The following is a 17,303-nucleotide window of genomic DNA, read 5'->3' as shown; positions in this document are numbered from 1 at the left end:
ATCTCCTTCTACCCGTCTTGCTTGCGTGAAGCCTCAGGAGAGGCTCTGCTCGTAGTCCGCGTAGGTGAATTCGCGGACGGTCCTGACGCTTCCGTCAAGTTCCCTGATGGCGATCGCCGGCATCTTCACGCCGTTGAACCAGTTCTTCTTGACCATCGTGTAACCGGCGGCGTCCTGAAACGAGATGCGGTCGCCGACCTTAAGCTCTTCGGCGAAGCGGAACTCGCCGAAGACGTCGCCGGCGAGGCAGGACTTGCCGCAGATCATGTAGCTATGCGGCCCCTCGTTCGGCAAAACCTTGGCGGTCTCGCGATAGATCAACAAGTCCAGCATGTGCGCCTCGATCGAACTGTCGACGATGGCGAGATTCTTGCCGTTGTAGAGCGTGTCGAGCACCGTCACTTCCAGCGTCGTGCTCTTCGTGATCGAAGCTTCGCCCGGCTCCAGATAGACCTGAACGCCGTAGCGGTCGGAAAATGCCCTGAGGCGCGCCGAAAAGGCGTCGACCGGATAGTCGTCCCCGGTGAAGTGGATGCCGCCGCCGAGGCTGACCCAATCGACGCGGGCGATGAGCGCGCCGAACCTTTCCTCGATCTCGCCGAGCATCCGGTCGAAGAGGCCGAAATCCTTGTTCTCGCAATTGTTGTGGATCATGAAGCCGTTGATCCGGTCCATGACGCGCTCGACCTTCGCCACGTCCCACTCGCCGAGGCGGCTGAAGGGACGCGCGGGATCGGCGAGATCGAAGCTCGAGGTACTCACCTGAGGGTTGAGCCGCAGTCCGCGCGCGATGCCCGCCGCCTTGTCGGCAAAACGCTCCAACTGCGAGATCGAGTTGAAGATGATCTTGTCGGCGTGAGAGACCACTTCGTCGATCTCGTTGTCACCATAGGCGACACTATAGGCATGGGTTTCCTTGCCGAACCGCTCGCGGCCGAGCCTCACCTCGAAGAGCGAGGACGACGTGGTGCCGTCCATATAGTCGCGCATGAGGTCGAAAACCGACCAGGTGGCGAAGCACTTCAGCGCCAGCAAAGCCTTGGCGCCGGATTTCTCGCGCACATGGGCGATCCTTTCCATGTTGCGGGTAAGCTTGGCTTTGTCGATGAGGTAGTATGGGGTCTCGATCAAGGCAGGACCTGTCTGTTCTTAAATCCGAAACGGTCCTCCTAGGAAAACGTGACTGTTTGCGCAACCCGGCTCGGCCTGCCGAGACAAAATGCCCGCCCCGTGGCCCCGGGGGGCGCCCGTCAAAGGAAGCTGCCTCGCGAGGCAGCCCGGAGCAGCGGGTCGCAAGGGGGATCGGCGAGCCCCGCCTCCGCAAGCCCACTCAGCGCCCCCGCGACCTTGTGAAGGCCGTGCGCCTCGGCATGATGCATCAGCCCGCCCCGCCAGCGCGGAAAGCCGTAGCCGTGGATCTCCACGAGATCGATATCGGAAGCCCTCAGAGCCGTTCCGTCTTCGAGAATCCGCGCAGCCTCGTTCACCATCGGCCAGAGGATGCAGCCGACGATGGACGCCTCGTCCCAATCGCGCCGGGGCCAGCCCCGAGCCTCCTCCGCGATGATGCGGGCGACCGTCGCGGAGGGCCGTGGCGTGCGGTCGCCCGGCGCGTAGTCGTACCAGCCGCCGCCGCTCTTCTGCCCGAAGCGCTCGATCGCCGAGAGGCGATCGGCAACCGGCGCAAAAGTCGTCTCGCCGCGGGCACGGGCGGCACGGCGCTGGAAGGCGGCGATATCCAGCCCGCCGAGGTCTTGCGCCTCGAATGGTCCCATCGGCAGCCCGAAGGCGCGCATGGCGGCATCGACGGCGGCCGGTGTCGCGCCGCTGAGCAGCAGCCGCTCGGCCTGGGCCCGCGTCACCTTGAGAATCCGGTTGCCGATGAAACCGTCCGAGATACCCGCGCGTACGGGGATTTTGTTGAGCATCCGCGCCAGCGCGAAACCGGTCGCCAACACGTCGGGCGCCGTCGCTTGCGTGGGCACGATTTCGAGAAGCTTCATCACCTGCGCCGGGCTGAAGAAATGCAGCCCGAGAAACCGCTCCCGGCTCCCGATGTCCGCGGCGATCCGTTCGGGATCGAGATAGGATGTGTTCGTCGCGAGAATGGCGTCAGCGCGACAGACGGCGGCGAGCCTTCGAAAGACATCGCGCTTCACGTCCAGATCCTCGAAGACCGCCTCGATGATCAGATCCGCCTCCGCGATCGCTGTATAATCCGTCGAGCCCGTGACGCCTGCAAGGCGCTCGGCCGCAAGCCCGGCGGAGATGCGCCCGCGTTTCACCGCCCCGTCGAAGATTGTGCGCAGCCTGGCAAGCGCCCGTTCCACCGCCGCCTCGTCACGCTCGACCAGGACGAGCGGAAGACCGGCGTGAAGCAGCGCCGCGGCGATGCCGGTTCCCATGGTGCCGCCGCCGATCACCGCCGCCGAACGGATCGGGTGCGGCTCGATGCCGGCAAGCGCCGGTGGGCGCCGTGCGGCGCGCTCGGCGTGAAAAACGTAGCGCAGGGGATTGCCGGTGGCGACGACGGCGATCCCGCCTCTATGCACGATGCTGAGGGGCACGATGCTCGTCCTCCGTGCGGGGCATGATTGACCGGCCGATCGGTCCATGCAAGGCTTTTATGGGCGGGAACCAGAGGGTGCAGGGAGGAAACATGTCCGATTCCGACACCGTACTGTCGGCGCTTGAGGCCGGCGTCTTGCGCCTGACGCTCAACCGGCCCGACAAGCTCAACGCCTTCAACGAGGAAATGCATCTCGCACTGCGCGCCGGCTTCGAGCGCGCCCGTTCTGACGACGATGTGCGTGCCGTGATGCTGACGGGAGCGGGGCGCGGCTTTTCCGCGGGCCAGGATCTCGGCGACCGCGATCCCCGCAAGGGCGGCGCACCGGACCTCGGCCACACGATCGAAACCTTCTACAATCCGCTCCTGAGGCTGATCCGAAGCCTGGAGAAACCGGTCGTCTGCGCCGTCAACGGAGTTGCCGCGGGGGCCGGCGCCAACATCGCGTTTGCCTGCGACATCACGCTTGCCGCCCGCTCCGCCCGCTTCATCCAGGCCTTCGCGAAAATCGGACTGGTACCCGATTCCGGCGGAACCTGGAGCCTGCCGCGGCTCGTCGGCGAAGCGCGCGCCAAGGCGCTGGCGATGACGGCCGAACCGCTGGACGCGGAGACGGCAGCGAGCTGGGGCCTGATCTGGCGCGCCGTCGACGACGCGGCGCTGATGGACGAGGCCTCCGCGCTCGCCGTTCGGCTCGCTGCCGGGCCGACCAGGGGGCTCGGTCTGACCAAGCGCGCGATCCAGACCGCCGCCACCCATTCCTTCGACGAACAGCTCGACCTCGAACGCGACCTGCAGCGCGAAGCAGGCCGCAGCGCCGACTATGCAGAGGGCGTGACAGCCTTCCTCGACAAGCGCAAGCCGGAATTCAGGGGTCGGTGACGAGGGGTCGGTGTCGGAGCCAGACGAGCAGTCCTACTCCCCAACATCCCGCCCCGTTTCGGCGACCGTCTTCAGCCGATGGGCGAATTCCCGCCGAAGCGTGCGGCGCAGCTCGGCCGCCTGGTGGCGGCGTTTTTCGGTTGCCGTCTCCGGGTGGTACTCCGGAACCGTGACGGGCCGGCCCGCATCGTCGACGGCGACCATCGTGAAATAGCAGGAATTGGTGTGCCGCCGCGTGCCCGCCCGGATGTTTTCCGCCTCCACCCTTATTCCGACCTCCATCGAGGTGCGGCCGGCATAGTTGATGGCCGCGCGGAAGGTGACGAGTTCGCCGACATGGATCGGCTCCTTGAAGATCACCTGGTCGACTGAGAGCGTCACCGCATATTGCTTGGAAAAGCGGGACGCGCAGGAGAAGGCCACCCGGTCGAGCAGGTTCAAAAGCGCTCCGCCATGCACCTTGCCGCTGAAATTCGCCATGTCCGGCGTCATCAGGACGGTCATCACCAGATGCCGCGTCTCCTGCTCCGTCATCATTCTTCCCCGCTTTCGGTCTTCGCCACCATCGTCAATACATCATATTGGGCGACGGTTGCGCCAGTCTGGTTGGTGACGCGGCAGTCCCATCGCACCTCCCCATAGTCGGAGTTTATTCGCGCACTGATCTCCTTGCAGGTGAGCCGGACCTGAAGCGTGTCGCCGGGATAGACGGGCGTCAGGAACCGCAGCCCGTCGACGCCGTAGTTTGCGAGCACCGGCCCCGGGGCGGGATCGACGAAGAGACCGGCGGCCAGGGAGACGACGAGATAGCCATGCGCGACCCGGCCGTCGAAGAACGGATTGGCGCGGGCGGCCTCCTCGTCCATATGCGCATAGAACGTATCGCCGGTGAACTCGGCGAAATGCTCGATGTCTTCGAGCGTAACGGTGCGCGTTGCCGTGACGATCTGGTCGCCGACCCGCAGCTCGGCGAGCAACTTGCGGAAGGGGTGCTCGGTCCCAGCTCGCGCCGGCGCACCCTCCATCCAGCGGCCGGTGACTGCAGCGACAAGGCCCGGCGCCCCCTGGACGGCCGTGCGCTGCATGTAGTGCCTGACGCCCCGCATGCCGCCCAGTTCTTCGCCGCCGCCGGCCCGGCCGGGGCCGCCATGGACGAGACCCGGCAAAGGCGAGCCGTGCCCGGTCGAAGATTTCGCGCTCAGGCGATTGCCGATCATCACGCGGCCGTGGAACGGCGCCATGCCGATCACCAGCTCCCGCGCAATATCGGGATCATTGGTGAAGACGGAGGTGACGAGGCTCCCCCTTCCGCGCCGGACGAGTTCAACCGCCTCTTCCGCCGTATCATAGGGCATGACCGTGCTCACGGGGCCGAAGGCCTCGACGTCGTGAACCGACCGCGCTGCGTCGGGACTATCGCAATAGAGAAGAACGGGATTGAGGAAAGCCCCCGCCCCCGCATCGCCGGAGACAAGCTGCGGTCTTGCCGGATCGCCCGCAACGATCTCTGCATCCGTGGTGAGATCGAGGATGCGCGCCCTCACCTCTTCGCGCTGATCGAGGCTTGCGAGCGGCCCCATCCGCACGTTCTCGTCGGCGGGATCGCCGAGCGGAACCTTGGCAAGCCGCTCGCCGAGAGCGGTGATCAGCGCGTCGCAATGGGCGCGCGGCACGATCACCCGGCGGATGGCCGTGCACTTCTGCCCGGCCTTCGACGTCATCTCGCGGGCGACCTCGCGGACGAAAAGATCGAACTCCTCCGCTCCAGGGACCGCATCGAGCCCGAGAACGGCCGCATTGAGGCTGTCGGCCTCCATGGTGAAGCGCACCGAATTGCCGACGATCGCGGGATGGGTCTTGAGCTTGCGCCCGGTCGTGGCCGAGCCGGTGAAGGTCACCACGTCCTGGTCGCCGACATGATCCAGGAGATCGCCCGGGGAGCCGCAGACGAGCTGGAGCGCCCCGTCCGGAAGCAAACCGGTGTCGACGATCCGCCGCACCACCAGCTCGGCGAGATAGGCGGTCTGGCTCGCAGGCTTGACGATCGCAGGCATCCCCGCCAGCAGCGCCGGCGCGAGCTTTTCGAGCATGCCCCAGCAGGGAAAGTTGAAGGCATTGATGTGCACCGCGATGCCTTGAAGCGGCGTCAGGATATGCTGGGCGGAAAAGGTGCCATCGCGCGACAGCGCCTCGACGTCGCCGTCCAGGAGCACATGGCTATTCGGTAGTTCCCGCCTGCCCTTCGAGGCATAGGAGAAAAGCGTGCCGATGCCGCCTTCGATATCGATCCAGCTGTCCGGGCGCGTGGCGCCGGTGGCGGTGGACAGCGCATAGAATTCCTCCTTGCTCTCCATCAGTGCCTGGGCAAGCGCCTTCAGCATCATCGCCCGCTCGTGGAACGACATGCGGCGGAGCGCCGGCCCGCCCTTTTCGCGTCCATAGGCAAGCGCAGCAGCGAAATCGATGCCGCTGGAATCGACGAGCGCCACCGGCGCGCCGGTCGCAGCGTCGCAAAGGGTCACGCCGTCCTTCGATCCGCGCATCCAGGCGCCGGCGATATAGCTTTCGAGCCGGCGCGGCCGGTCCGCCACTACGTTCATCGGATGGTCCTCCCGTCAGTTCAGACTCAGCGTCGGCTCGGCATCGCGGTCACTGATCGTAGCTGACGACGATCCGGTCGCTGAGCGGATAGGATTGGCAGGTCAGCACATAGCCCTGCTCCACCTCGTAGTCCTCGAGCGCGTTGTTGCTCTCCATCTCCACCTCGCCTTCCAGCACCTTGGCGCGGCACGAGGAGCAGACCCCCGCCTTGCAGGCGAATGGCGCGTCCATCCTGTTTTCGAGCGCCGCTTCGAGGAGGCTCAGCCCCTCTTTCGGAAAGGTGAAGCTGCGCGTGGCGCCGTCGAGTGTGACGGTCGCCTCGCAACGCGCCCGGCTATCGGCGCCGGCGGCGCTTTCGACCTTGCGCCGGGCGCGTCCGGGCTGGGAGGCGGCGAACAGCTCGAATTTGATCCGGTCGTCGCCAAGGCCATGCGCGCGAAGTGCTGCGGCAACGCCAAGCATCATCGGTTCCGGGCCGCAGATGAAGGCGGTATCGGCCGACCTTACGTCGATCCAGCTCCGGAAGAGGGCAGTGCATTTTTCCCGGTCGAGCCGCCCGCTGAACAGGTCGATCTCCTGGGCTTCGCTCTCGAGGACGTGCAGCACGGAAAGCCGCCCCAGATAGAGATTCTTGAGGTCGTCCAGTTCCTCGCGGAACATGATCGAGCTGAAGTGGCGGTTGGCATAGACAAGCGTGAACGCGGACCGCGGCTCGCGCGCGAGCACCGTCTTTATGAGCGAGAGCACCGGCGTGATGCCGCTGCCGCCCGCAAAGCCGAGATAGTGTTTGGCGGCCTCCGGCTCGATAGGCGTGAAGAAGGCGCCCATCGGCGGCATGGCTTCCAGCGTGTCTCCGGGCTCGAGCTCCTCATTCGCCCAGCTGGAGAAGCAGCCGTCATCGACGCGCTTGATGCCGACCTTCAGGGCGCCTTCGTCAAGACCGGCGCAGATCGAATACGAACGGCGCAGCTCCTCGCCGCCGAAGAGGCGGCGGAACGTCAGATATTGCCCCTGCGTGAAATCGAAGGAGGCGCGGTCCTCCTCGCGCGGCTCGAGCGTCACGACCACGGCATCGCGCGTATCGCGCCGGACTTCGGTGACCTGAAGAGGATAAAAACGTGCCATTTGAGCGTTCTTCCCGCCTCGCATTACGTCAGATGCATTTGAAATAATCGAAGGGCTCCAGACAGTCCCGGCAGCGATAGCTCGCTTTGCAGGGCGTCGATCCGAACTGGCTGACCTTCTCGGTCCGGGCGGAGCCGCAGCGGGGACAGGAGACCGTCAGCGCCGCGCCGCCCGAGAGGCCTTCGATCCGTTTCAACAGCCTGCCCTCCGCCCCGGTACCGTCGACGGGGGCCGCAATGCCATAGCTTTCAAGCTTTTCGCGGCCCTCGGCGCTGATCCAGTCGGTGGTCCAGGCGGGCGAGAGCTGGCGTTCGAGCCTGACACTCTCGATGCCGTTCTCCTTGAGCCGCCGCTCGATATCGAGATTGATGACCGCCGTGGCGGGACAGCCCGAATAGGTCGGCGTCACCGTCACCACCAGCGTTTCGCCATCCCAGTCGACGTTGCGGACGATGCCGAGGTCGGTCACGGAGATGACCGGAATTTCCGGATCCGGCACTTGCGAGAGCCAATGCCATACATCCGCGATCGAGGGGCGTATCGCCGTTGCCATATGAGCCTCCTACCAGCTGGCGCCGGGATAGGCGCGCTGCAGGAACTGCATCTCGGCGAGCACATAGCCGAGATGCTCCGTATGGAGGCCGCGCTTGCCGCCCTTGTGCATATAGCGGTCCTCCGGTTTTTCGAGCGTCGCCGCGCGAAGCGTCTCAGCGGCCAGCGCATGCCATTCGGCCTTCAAGCTCTCCGGCTCCGGCGCGACGCCGGCGGCCGCAAGGACGAGGTCGTGCGCCGCGCTCACGAACATCTCGCCGGTATAGGGCCAGATATCGACCAGCGCCTCCTGCATACGGGCGTGACTTTCCGCCGTTCCGTCACCGAGGCGGATCACGAGATCGCGGCTCCGTTCGAGATGGTAGGCCACCTCCTTCGACGCTTTCTCGGCGATCGCGGCGATGCGCGGCTCGCAGGAGCTGCGAAGGCCTTTCAGTGCGAGATAGTGCCATGCATCGAACAGAAACTGACGCATCAGCGTCCCGCCGTAATCGCCGTTTGGCCGCTCGGTGAGCAGCAGATTGCGGAAGTCGCGCGCGTCGCGGAGATAGGCAAGATCGTCCGCGCTGCGGCCCTTTCCTTCGACCTCGCCTGCAAGGCCGAGCCAGAGCTGCGTCTGGCCGATGAGGTCGAGTGCCGTGTTGGCGAGCGCGATGTCCTCTTCGAGAGCCGGGGCGTGGCCGCACCATTCCGAAAGACGATGGCCGAGGATCAACGTATTGTCGCCCATGCCGAGCAGGAAGTCGAAGAGAGCGGCCCTGTCGACGGCCGCCTGCATCGCGGTTGCCTGAACCATCACATGTGCCCCGCCTCATCCGGAATGTCGAAGAAAGTCGGGTGCCGGTAGACCTTCGCATTCGCAGGCTCGAACAACGGGCCTTTTTCCGAGGGCGCGCTTGCCGCTATGTCGCTCGAACGCACCACCCAGATGCTGACGCCCTCGTTGCGGCGGGTATAGACGTCGCGGGCGTTATTGATCGCCATTTCGGCATCCGGCGCGTGCAGGCTGCCGACATGGCGATGGTTCAGGCCGTGCTGGCCGCGGATGAAGACTTCCCAGAGGGGCCATTCGCTGGACATAACGTCTCGCTCCCGATGTTCACTCGGCGGCGACCGGCTGCGCGCGACGTGCGGCCTTTTCGGCATGCGCCGTCAGGCCGTCCCGGAACCAGGCGCCGTCCTCCCAGGCCTTCCTGCGCGCGCCGAGACGCTCGGCATTACAGGGGCCATTGCCGGCTATCACTTCGAAAAACTCGTTCCAGTCCGGCTCGCCGAAATCGTAGCCGCCTTTTTCCTCGTTCCACTTCATATCCGGATCGGGGACGGTCAGCCCGAGATATTCGGCCTGTGGGACCGTCTGGTTGACGAATTTCTGTCTGAGTTCGTCGTTGGAGTTCTGCTTGATTTTCCACGCCATCGACTGGGCCGAGTGGACCGAGGCGTCGTCCGACGGGCCGAACATCATCAGCGACGGCCACCACCAGCGGTTCAGTGCGTCCTGCACCATGGCCCTCTGGTCAGGCGTGCCCTTCATCATCTTGATCAGGATGTCGTAGCCCTGGCGCTGATGGAAGCTCTCCTCCTTGCAGATGCGGATCATCGCGCGCGAATAGGGGCCGTAGGAGCAGCGCTGCAGCGGCACCTGGTTCATGATCGCCGCGCCGTCGACCAGCCAGCCGATGGCGCCGATATCCGCCCAGCTGAGCGTCGGATAATTGAAGATCGACGAATACTTGGCCTTGCCGGTATGGAGCTGCTCGTAAAGCGCGTCGCGGCTCACCCCCAGCGTCTCGGCGGCGCAATAGAGATAGAGACCATGCCCCGCCTCGTCCTGAACCTTGGCGAGCAGGATCGCCTTGCGCTCCAGCGTCGGGGCGCGGGTGATCCAGTTGCCTTCGGGAAGCTGGCCGACGATCTCGGAATGGGCGTGCTGGCTGATCTGGCGGATGAGCGTCTTGCGGTAGCCTTCGGGCATCCATTCCTTCGGCTCGATCTTCTGACCCGCGTCGATCCGCTCCTGGAAAGCGCGCTCTTGCGGGTCCATTTCGTCGGGGCTTTTGACCCGAGGGGCATCCGTCTTCACCATTTGAGCATACATGCTGCTCTCTCCTCCGCCGGAGGCGTTCGGGAGTGATGTTCGATGCAGTTCCTTTTGAACGATCCGTTAGAATTTAGCGCAGGACATGTCACACTTCAACGTCATTTACACATTTTTCTGTGACATTTAGCGAGTGAGATCGGGCGGGTATTTTCGTCCATCTTCGTACTCGTGACAGGAATGAGGAACGAAGGAGCGCGGCAGGTTAAGCGGGGTTGCCGGATTTCGCAGGCGCAGCTTCACCGCACAGCATTCGAAGCCGATGCTCCGTCGCCCCGGTCGCCTTCGGCAGCGGACCCGTAAGCGTGACGCAGTTCCGCGCGACATGCAGGTCCGCCTGGGGAGACAGGCTGCGGTACAGCCGGGCAAACAGGCGGCGGGCTTCGTCGCCTGGCCAATCAGCGGGCAGAATCTCGGCCGGAAGGCGCGGCTCGCGGAGCGTCACGAAGCGGAACTGGTGTACCATGAGGAGGCGTGCAGAAAGGCACTCGGCGGGAGCAATCGCCGTAGCGGTATCCGGAAGATCGGCGAGCTTGCCGAAGCAGGCGAGAAACCGCCGGTATGCCTGCGCGTGAGGTCCGAGGTCCCAACAGCCCGAGGCAAAGGCCTTCAACTCGCTCGCGCCCTGGGCAGGCTCCGCACGGAAGACCACGGCGGGCATGATCGCGCTCGGGAACGGCCGCACGCCGACCGCGAGCCGGGGGCTCAGCCGCGCATGGCCGGAGCGCTCGAGCATCTGCATCCGCTCCTCGGCCGACGAACCCATCAGTTGCACGAAGTGCCAGCTCGCTTCCTCCGGCGGTCCGAAGATCACCCGCGCCGCCGCGGCGAATTCCGCGCGTGCGGCATCCGTCAGCCGATAGAAGCTGCGCCGTCCCTCCCGCTCTCCGGCGAGCTGGCCGGCGGCGACGAGACGGGACACGGCGGTTCTCACAAGCGTCTCGCTGATACCGACGCCCGCGCAGATCTCGATCAGGTTGCCGATCCAGATCGCGCCGCCGCGCGGCTCCACCACGTCGCCGTAGATGGTGACGATGAAGCTTGCGGCCCTGAGCGGCGTTTCATCCAAAATTGGCCGGATGATCCTCGAGCCCTGCTCTGCCGAATTTTCGCCATTCGCCTGCATCCGACCACCTTTGGAGATCTGCCGCACGGTTCCTCATCGTCTCCGATTAGAGCACCTCCAGGAAAACTGTGCAGCGGTTTTCCGTCGTGAAGTGCTTAACTTCAAAGACTTAGAGCGTTTCAGTGTCTCTTTGAAACACTGAAACGCTCTAAAGGAAACGGGCAGCAGATAAAAGCGCGACAGCGCCGCGCGTCCGATGAGACGCGCGGCGCTGTGACGAATGCGGCGAAGCCGCTCGTGCCGTCTGTTTCGCCGGCGTCAACTTAACACTGGCAATTCCAACAGCGACGTTCAGTCCGGTCTGACCCTCGATCTTCAGCGGCTGCAGCGCGATTTCCTTTTTCGCGCCGACAAGGGATTTCGCCCCCAGGCCCAATCCTGCTGCGAATTCGGCGGAAAGGCCGGAATAGTTGCCGGCAAGAGCACCCTTGAGCTTGGTTTTCGGCTTCGCGTAAACTGCCCAAACCAGCTGGCTTTCCGCCGTTATGCCGATATCAAGGCCCAGCTTGTCGATCGTACCCGTATATTTTTGTGGTGCCTTCAAACCGTCCGCTTCGAAAACGCACTCCAGCGCCTTCGACGAACCCAGCACCAGACCGATGCCTGCTGCGACGTCGCACGAGAGCGTTCCACGCTTCACGAACTCGGCCTGAGCCTGCTCCTTGGTCTCCTCGGCCATCGCGCCGGACACTGCGATAGCGCTGAAAGCGAGGCCGCCAACTGTCGCGCGGATCAGGACGTTACGGAATCGTTCAATCATTAAAGCTTCCTTACTGTGGGTTACGGCCTTTGAGTCAGGCATTGTCGAAAGCAGGCTTGAAGCCGCTAAAACCACTTTCGGAAAGCGCTGCCTGTCGCAAAACATGACTGTTGCCTGCGTGCGCTCCGTATAGCCGCTGTCCCACATCTCCCCGACCACGTCTATTGGACTACAGGCTTGCGCCCGGTCTTAGGTCTTCACCCCGAAAACCCAGCATCTCGAGTGCGGGGGTTGCGCCAGTCCGCATAACAATGCGGCCCCGGAACCGATCGGTTCCGGGGCCGTTTGGTCGCCTGACCGGGAGAAGAAATCAGGCGGCCGCTACCTTCTTCGTCACACGGGCCCATCCCGGGATCCAGTCACGGTGCGCCGCGAGCAGATCGTCCACGAGCGACCAGATCTGGTCGAGATCGAGCTCGGCGGCGGTATGCGGATCCATCATCGCCGCGTGATAGAGGTGCTCGCGGTTCTCGGTGACGAGCGCCTGGACAGTCAATTCCTGGACGTTGATGTTGGTGCGGATCAGGGCCGTGAGCTGCGGCGGCAAGGCGCCGATATAGGTCGGTTGGATACCGGATGAATCGACGAGGCAGGGCACTTCCGCCGCACAGTTTTCCGGCAGCGAGGTGATGCAGCCATTGTTCCTGAGGTTGCCGTAGATGACCGAAGGTTCGCCGGTCCAGACCGAATTCATGATCGAGGAGGCATATTCGCGGCTCTCCGCGACTTCGATCGTCTCCGCCTCCTTGAAGGCGGCCGCCTGCCCCTTCCAGCGCTCGATCTGCTCGACGCAGCGCTTCGGATATTCATCGAGCGGAATGCCGAATTTCTCGATCAGATCGGGGCGCCCGTCCTTGATGAAGTAGGGCGTGTACTCGGCGAAATGCTCCGAGCTCTCGGTGACGAAATAACCGAGCCGCGTCAGCATCTCGTAGCGCACCTTGTTGGGGCAGCGCGGGTTCCAGTGGCTGGGCTTGGGGAAGCGGCCCTCGCGGTAGCCGCGGATCAGGTCCGGATAGAGATCGCGATAGCTGCCGTCCTTCTGGCGGTGCTCGAACTTGAGATAAAACGCCATGTGGTTGATGCCGGCGGCGCGGTAGCGGATTTCTTCAAGTGGAATGTCGAGGTCCCGGGCAAGCTCGAAGGCCGTGCCCTGCACCGAATGGCAGAGGCCCACCTGCTTGATCGCCGGATATTTCTCGGCGATCGCCCAGGTGTTTATCGCCATGGGATTCACATATTGCAGAAGGATCGCCTCGGGGCAGACCTCGAGCATGTCCTCGCAGATTTTCCAGAGATGCGGCACGGTGCGAAGCCCGCGCATGATGCCGCCGACGCCCAGCGTGTCGGCGATCGTCTGACGCAGCCCGTATTTCTTAGGCACTTCGAAGTCGGTGACCGTGCAGGGCTCGTAACCGCCGATCTGGAAGGCGACGACGACGAAGTCCGCTCCTTCCAGAGCCTTGCGCTGGTTCAATTGGGTTTCGATCCTGGCATCGGCGCCAAGTGTGCGCGCCAGTTTGCCGGCGACGATCTCGCTTTCGGCGAGCCGCTCGGGGTTGACGTCCATCAGGGCGATGGTCGCGGCCGAAAGCGCCGGGCGCTGCAATATGTCGCCGATGATGTTCTTCATGAAAACGGTGGAACCGGCACCGATGAAAGTAATCCTGGGTTGTCTCGTCATGGGATAGCCTCTGTTTGAACTCACGCGGCCACTTCAAAGGCGGCCTTTACCAGCCGCTCCGTGTAGGCAGTCTTGGGATTGTTGAGAATTTCGCTCACCGGCCCCTCTTCGACGATCTTGCCGTCCTGCATGACGACCACGCGGTGGCAGAGCGCGCGCACGACTTTCAGGTCGTGGGAGATGAAGAGATAGCTCAGGCCGCGCTCGTCCTGCAGCCGGCGCAGGAGTTCGATGATCTGCGCCTGCACCGAGAGGTCGAGCGCCGAGGTCGGCTCGTCGAGCAGGATGAATTCCGGTTCCAGCGCGACGGCGCGGGCGATCGCGATGCGCTGGCGCTGGCCACCGGAAAATTCGTGCGGGAAGCGCGAAAGGATGTTCGACGGCATGCCGGCGCTGACAAGCGCGTCCTCCACCCGTTTCAGCCTGTCCTTTCGGTTTTCGCCGATGCCGTTGACGATCAGACCCTCCTCTATGATCTGGCCAACCGACATTCGCGGGTTGAGCGAGGAGAAGGGATCCTGAAAGACGATCTGGATCTTCGAGCGAAGCGGCCGCATGCCCTTGCGGTCCTTGTCGTGGATCGGCTCGCCTTCGAAATAGATCTCGCCGCCATCGGTGTTGAGAAGCCGGATCAGCGCCTGGCCGAAAGTGGTCTTGCCGGAACCGGACTCGCCGACGAGCCCGAGCGTCTCGTGCCGGCGAAGATTGAGGCTGAGCCCGTCGACCGCGACGAGTTCCTTGAATTCCGGCCTGAAGAACCCGCCTTTCTTCAAGGTAAAGGAGACACGGACATTGCGGCCGTCGAGCAGGATCGGCGCGTCGTCCGGCAGCGGATTGGCCGAACCGGAGGGTTCGGAGGAAAGCAGCCGCCGCGTATAGGCGTGCTGCGGATCGGCAAACAGCGCCTCGGTCGTGTTGTGTTCCTTCACTTCGCCGAGCTGCATGACATAGACGTAATCGGAGAATTGGCGGACCACCGTCAGGTCATGCGTGATCAGGATCACCGCCATGCCGAGCTCCTGCTGCAGCTTGCGGATGAGGTTGAGTATCTGCGCCTGCACCGTTACGTCGAGCGCCGTCGTCGGCTCGTCGGCAATCAGCACGTCCGGATCGTTGGCAAGCGCCATTGCGATCATCACGCGCTGACGCTGGCCGCCGGAAAGCTGATGCGGATACTGGTTGAGCCGTGCTTCGGGGTCGGGAATCTGGACATGACGCAAGAGCTCCAGCGCCCGCTCGGCGGCGGCGCGCCGGCTGACGCGGCGATGCGCCCGGATCGCCTCGATGATCTGGCTGCCGATCGTGTAGACGGGGTTCAGCGAGCTCATCGGCTCCTGGAAGATCATCGAGATGCGATCGCCGCGCAGCGCTCGGCGCTCTCTCTTCGAGAATTTCAACACGTCCCTGCCGTCATATTCGATGCGCGCCTGCGGCGCGATCGTAGCGCGCTTCGACAGAAGCCCCATGACGGTGCGCGCGGTCACCGACTTGCCGGAGCCGGATTCGCCGACGATCGCCACCGTCTCGCCGCGGTAAAGCTGGAAGGAAACATCCTTCACCGCCTGGACCGTGCCGTTCTCGACCTTGAAGGATACCGCCACCTTTCGGGCATCGATCACCGGCCTCGCATCCTTCATATCGCGGTCGCGCCGTTCCTCGGGTGCCGGGACAATGCTTTCGATCGTTACCATCGGCATGCTCCTCAATAGGGGTCGATTGCGTCGCGCAGGCCGTCGCCCAGCGCATTGAAGGCGAAAACGGTGACGAGCACGAAGGCGACGGGCGAGAGAATCCAGGGATAGGAACCAATCGCGGAATAATTCGCCGTGTCCTGCAGCATTAGCCCCCAGGAGATCAGCGGCGGCTTGACCGCAAAGCCGAGGAAACCAAGGAAGGACTCGAGCAGCACCACATGCGGGATGGCGAGCGTCACCGCGACGATGACGTGGCTCATCACATTCGGGAAGATGTGCTGGAATATGATGCGCCGGTCCGTCGCGCCGATGGCGATCGCCGCCCGCACATATTCGATCCGCGCAAGCGCCAGGGTCTTGCCGCGCACCTCGCGCGACATCTGCGCCCAGCCGAGCGCCGACATCACGATGATGACGAAGGCGAGGAAGACATTGGTCGGCGCGGTGACCGGGATCAGCGAGGCGAGCGCCAGATAGAGCGGCAATTGCGGGAAGGCGAGCACAAGTTCGACGAAACGCTGCACCCAGGCATCGAAGCGCCCGCCGAAATAGCCGGACACCATGCCGACGGTGGTCCCGACCACGGTGACGATGAAGACGACGGTGAGCGCGATCATCAGCGAGATGCGCGAGCCGTAGAGGATGCGGGACAGCACGTCGCGGCCGAACTTGTCGGTGCCGAGCAGATGCACCGGCGTACCGTCGACGGCGCCGAACAGATGCCGCTCAGCCGGGATCAGCCCGAAGAGCCTGTAGGGTGCGCCCTTGACGAAGAAGCCGAGGACCTGCGGATTGTCGTAATCCGGTCCGATGATCGGCTGGAAGGTAACGGGATCGAGCTCCTCCGTCTCCCGCACCGGATAGCTCCTCGGCGGAAAGACGAAATTCCCCTCCTTGTCCCGGAAGCTGATCGTCTGCGGCTGAGCGAAGGCTACGTCCGTCGCCTTCGGATCGACGGGCGACAGGAACTCGGCGAAGACCGCCATCAGGATCAGGAGGCAGACGAGGACAAGGCCGAGCAGGCCGGTCCAGGAACGCTTCAACCGGCGCCAGACGAGAGCGGAGTAGCTCTCGTGGTGGTGCTTTTCCTCGGGCTCGATCGCCACCGGAAGTGTGCTTTCGGCTTCGATGGTCATGCGTATACCCCCCCTCCCATGCGCACGCGCGGATCGAGCGCGGCGAGCATCATGTCGGCGATGATGTTGCCGACGATCAGCGTTGCGGAGAGGACCAGCATGAAGGTCGCCGTCACATAGACGTCGCCCACCCACATGGAGCCGACGATCGCCGGCCCGACGGTCGGCAGCGCGAAGATGATCGCCGTCTCGATCTCGCCGGTCAGCATGTAGGGAAGCACGACGCCCTGGTACATGATCAGCGGGTGCAAAGCGTTCGGCACCGCATGGCGCATGACCACCGCGCCCTCGCTCAGGCCTTTGGCGCGTGCCGTTTCGACATACTGCGCGTTCAGCGTATCGAGGAGATTGCCGCGCATCACCCGCATATTGTAGGCGAGCCCGCCGAAGGTGGCGATCGCCACGACCGGCCAGACATGCTTGATGAGGTCGACGAACTTGTCCCAGGACCAGGGCGCCCCGCCGTAGCGGGCGGAATGGAAGCTGTTGATCTCGCTCACATTGAAATGGAAGACGAGGATATAGACGATGATCAGCGCCATGAGGAAGCGCGGCACCGTCATGCCGAGGAAGGATACCGTCGAAAGCAGGCTGTCGATCCAGGAATATTGTCGGGTCGCCGCGATGATGCCGAAGGCGATGCCGATCACCGAGGCCAGAATGTGGCAGACGAGGGCCAGCGCCAGCGTTCGCGGCAGGCGCTCGCCGACCACGTCGGCTACCGGCTTGTTGTAGTAGAGGCTGTGGCCGAAGTCGCCGCGCGTCACGATGCCCGTTATCCAGTTGACGTACTGGATCGGCAGCGGCTTATCGAGGCCGTGCTCCTTGCGATAGGCCTGCGCCTGGGCATCCGCCTCCTCGAAAGAGGCGCCGCCCTGATTGATGAGCTGCGAGCGGATGTAGTCGCTGTAATCTCCCGGCGGTGCCTGGATGATGCCGAAGGTCACCACGCTCAGGACGAGCAGCACCGGAATGGCAGAGGCTATTCGGACAAGCAGAAATCTGAACATGCCGTTTCCTTCTGTCTCGAGTTCCGCGAGAGCCATGCCTGCATCGGCTCGCGGCGGCGTGAAGGG

16 protein-coding genes are annotated in these 17,303 nt (G+C 64.0%); 1 reads left to right on the top strand and 15 read right to left on the bottom strand.

The genetic code is table 11. The features are described 5' to 3' along the window. Positions 1 to 33: 33 nt before the first annotated feature. The gene (nspC, locus tag M1D34_RS17580; protein WP_498783242.1) at positions 34 to 1,131 is read right to left on the bottom strand and encodes a carboxynorspermidine decarboxylase; all 1,098 of its coding nucleotides are present in this window, start codon (positions 1,129 to 1,131) and stop codon (positions 34 to 36) included. Positions 1,132 to 1,250: 119 nt separating this feature from the next. Then, entirely contained in the window at positions 1,251 to 2,567 is a 1,317-nt protein-coding gene (locus M1D34_RS17575) for a 3-hydroxyacyl-CoA dehydrogenase family protein (RefSeq protein WP_498783240.1), read from the bottom strand. A gap of 92 nt (positions 2,568 to 2,659) precedes the next feature. On the opposite strand from M1D34_RS17575, the gene paaG reads away from it, so the two are divergent. Next, the gene (gene paaG / locus M1D34_RS17570; RefSeq protein ID WP_498783238.1) at positions 2,660 to 3,451 is read left to right on the top strand and encodes a 2-(1,2-epoxy-1,2-dihydrophenyl)acetyl-CoA isomerase PaaG; all 792 of its coding nucleotides are present in this window, start codon (positions 2,660 to 2,662) and stop codon (positions 3,449 to 3,451) included. Between the two features lie 33 nt (positions 3,452 to 3,484). On the opposite strand, the gene M1D34_RS17565 is transcribed toward paaG, so the two are convergent. The 13 genes from M1D34_RS17565 to M1D34_RS17505 all read right to left on the bottom strand — a co-directional run bounded on the left by M1D34_RS17565 (position 3,485) and on the right by M1D34_RS17505 (position 17,237). Then, entirely contained in the window at positions 3,485 to 3,985 is a 501-nt protein-coding gene (locus M1D34_RS17565) for an acyl-CoA thioesterase (RefSeq protein WP_003528002.1), read from the bottom strand. Then, positions 3,985 to 6,051, bottom strand: coding sequence for a phenylacetic acid degradation bifunctional protein PaaZ (paaZ, locus tag M1D34_RS17560; RefSeq protein ID WP_498783235.1), 2,067 nt, complete (start codon positions 6,049 to 6,051; stop codon positions 3,985 to 3,987). Before paaZ ends, M1D34_RS17565 begins: the two co-directional genes overlap by 1 nt. Before the next feature lie 49 nt (positions 6,052 to 6,100). After that, a complete protein-coding gene (paaE, locus tag M1D34_RS17555) occupies positions 6,101 to 7,177 on the bottom strand; it encodes a 1,2-phenylacetyl-CoA epoxidase subunit PaaE (RefSeq protein WP_498783233.1) in 1,077 nt (358 codons plus the stop codon). Positions 7,178 to 7,205: 28 nt separating this feature from the next. Next, positions 7,206 to 7,730, bottom strand: a complete 525-nt coding sequence (paaD, locus tag M1D34_RS17550) for a 1,2-phenylacetyl-CoA epoxidase subunit PaaD (RefSeq protein WP_498783231.1) — start codon at positions 7,728 to 7,730, stop codon at positions 7,206 to 7,208. Positions 7,731 to 7,739: 9 nt separating this feature from the next. After that, a complete protein-coding gene (gene paaC / locus M1D34_RS17545; RefSeq protein ID WP_498783229.1) occupies positions 7,740 to 8,525 on the bottom strand; it encodes a 1,2-phenylacetyl-CoA epoxidase subunit PaaC in 786 nt (261 codons plus the stop codon). Then, entirely contained in the window at positions 8,525 to 8,809 is a 285-nt protein-coding gene (paaB, locus tag M1D34_RS17540; protein WP_003527997.1) for a 1,2-phenylacetyl-CoA epoxidase subunit PaaB, read from the bottom strand. Before paaB ends, paaC begins: the two co-directional genes overlap by 1 nt. Before the next feature lie 19 nt (positions 8,810 to 8,828). Beyond that, positions 8,829 to 9,827 carry a 1,2-phenylacetyl-CoA epoxidase subunit PaaA gene (gene paaA, locus M1D34_RS17535; protein WP_498783226.1) on the bottom strand — a complete coding sequence of 333 codons (999 nt, stop codon included), beginning with the start codon at positions 9,825 to 9,827 and terminating at the stop codon, positions 8,829 to 8,831. A gap of 205 nt (positions 9,828 to 10,032) precedes the next feature. After that, positions 10,033 to 10,953, bottom strand: coding sequence for a phenylacetic acid degradation operon negative regulatory protein PaaX (gene paaX, locus M1D34_RS17530; protein WP_498783224.1), 921 nt, complete (start codon positions 10,951 to 10,953; stop codon positions 10,033 to 10,035). 148 nt (positions 10,954 to 11,101) lie between these two features. Next, the gene (locus M1D34_RS17525; protein WP_498783222.1) at positions 11,102 to 11,860 is read right to left on the bottom strand and encodes a DUF992 domain-containing protein; all 759 of its coding nucleotides are present in this window, start codon (positions 11,858 to 11,860) and stop codon (positions 11,102 to 11,104) included. Between the two features lie 163 nt (positions 11,861 to 12,023). After that, complete coding sequence (locus M1D34_RS17520) at positions 12,024 to 13,397, bottom strand: alpha-glucosidase/alpha-galactosidase (protein WP_498783220.1); 1,374 nt, start codon at positions 13,395 to 13,397, stop codon at positions 12,024 to 12,026. 20 nt (positions 13,398 to 13,417) lie between these two features. Continuing rightward, positions 13,418 to 15,088: an ABC transporter ATP-binding protein gene (locus M1D34_RS17515; RefSeq protein ID WP_027991404.1), complete on the bottom strand. Its 1,671-nt coding sequence runs from the start codon at positions 15,086 to 15,088 to the stop codon at positions 13,418 to 13,420. A gap of 11 nt (positions 15,089 to 15,099) precedes the next feature. Then, a complete protein-coding gene (locus M1D34_RS17510; RefSeq protein WP_003527991.1) occupies positions 15,100 to 16,227 on the bottom strand; it encodes an ABC transporter permease in 1,128 nt (375 codons plus the stop codon). After that, positions 16,224 to 17,237 (bottom strand): ABC transporter permease, encoded by a 1,014-nt coding sequence (locus M1D34_RS17505; protein ID WP_003527990.1) that lies wholly within the window; start codon positions 17,235 to 17,237, stop codon positions 16,224 to 16,226. Before M1D34_RS17505 ends, M1D34_RS17510 begins: the two co-directional genes overlap by 4 nt. Between the last annotated feature and the right edge of the window lie 66 nt (positions 17,238 to 17,303).

The organism is Ensifer sp. D2-11 (genome assembly GCF_054161295.1).
Note: the sequence above shows the minus strand (reverse complement) of the source record. Positions and strands in the feature narration are given on the sequence as shown.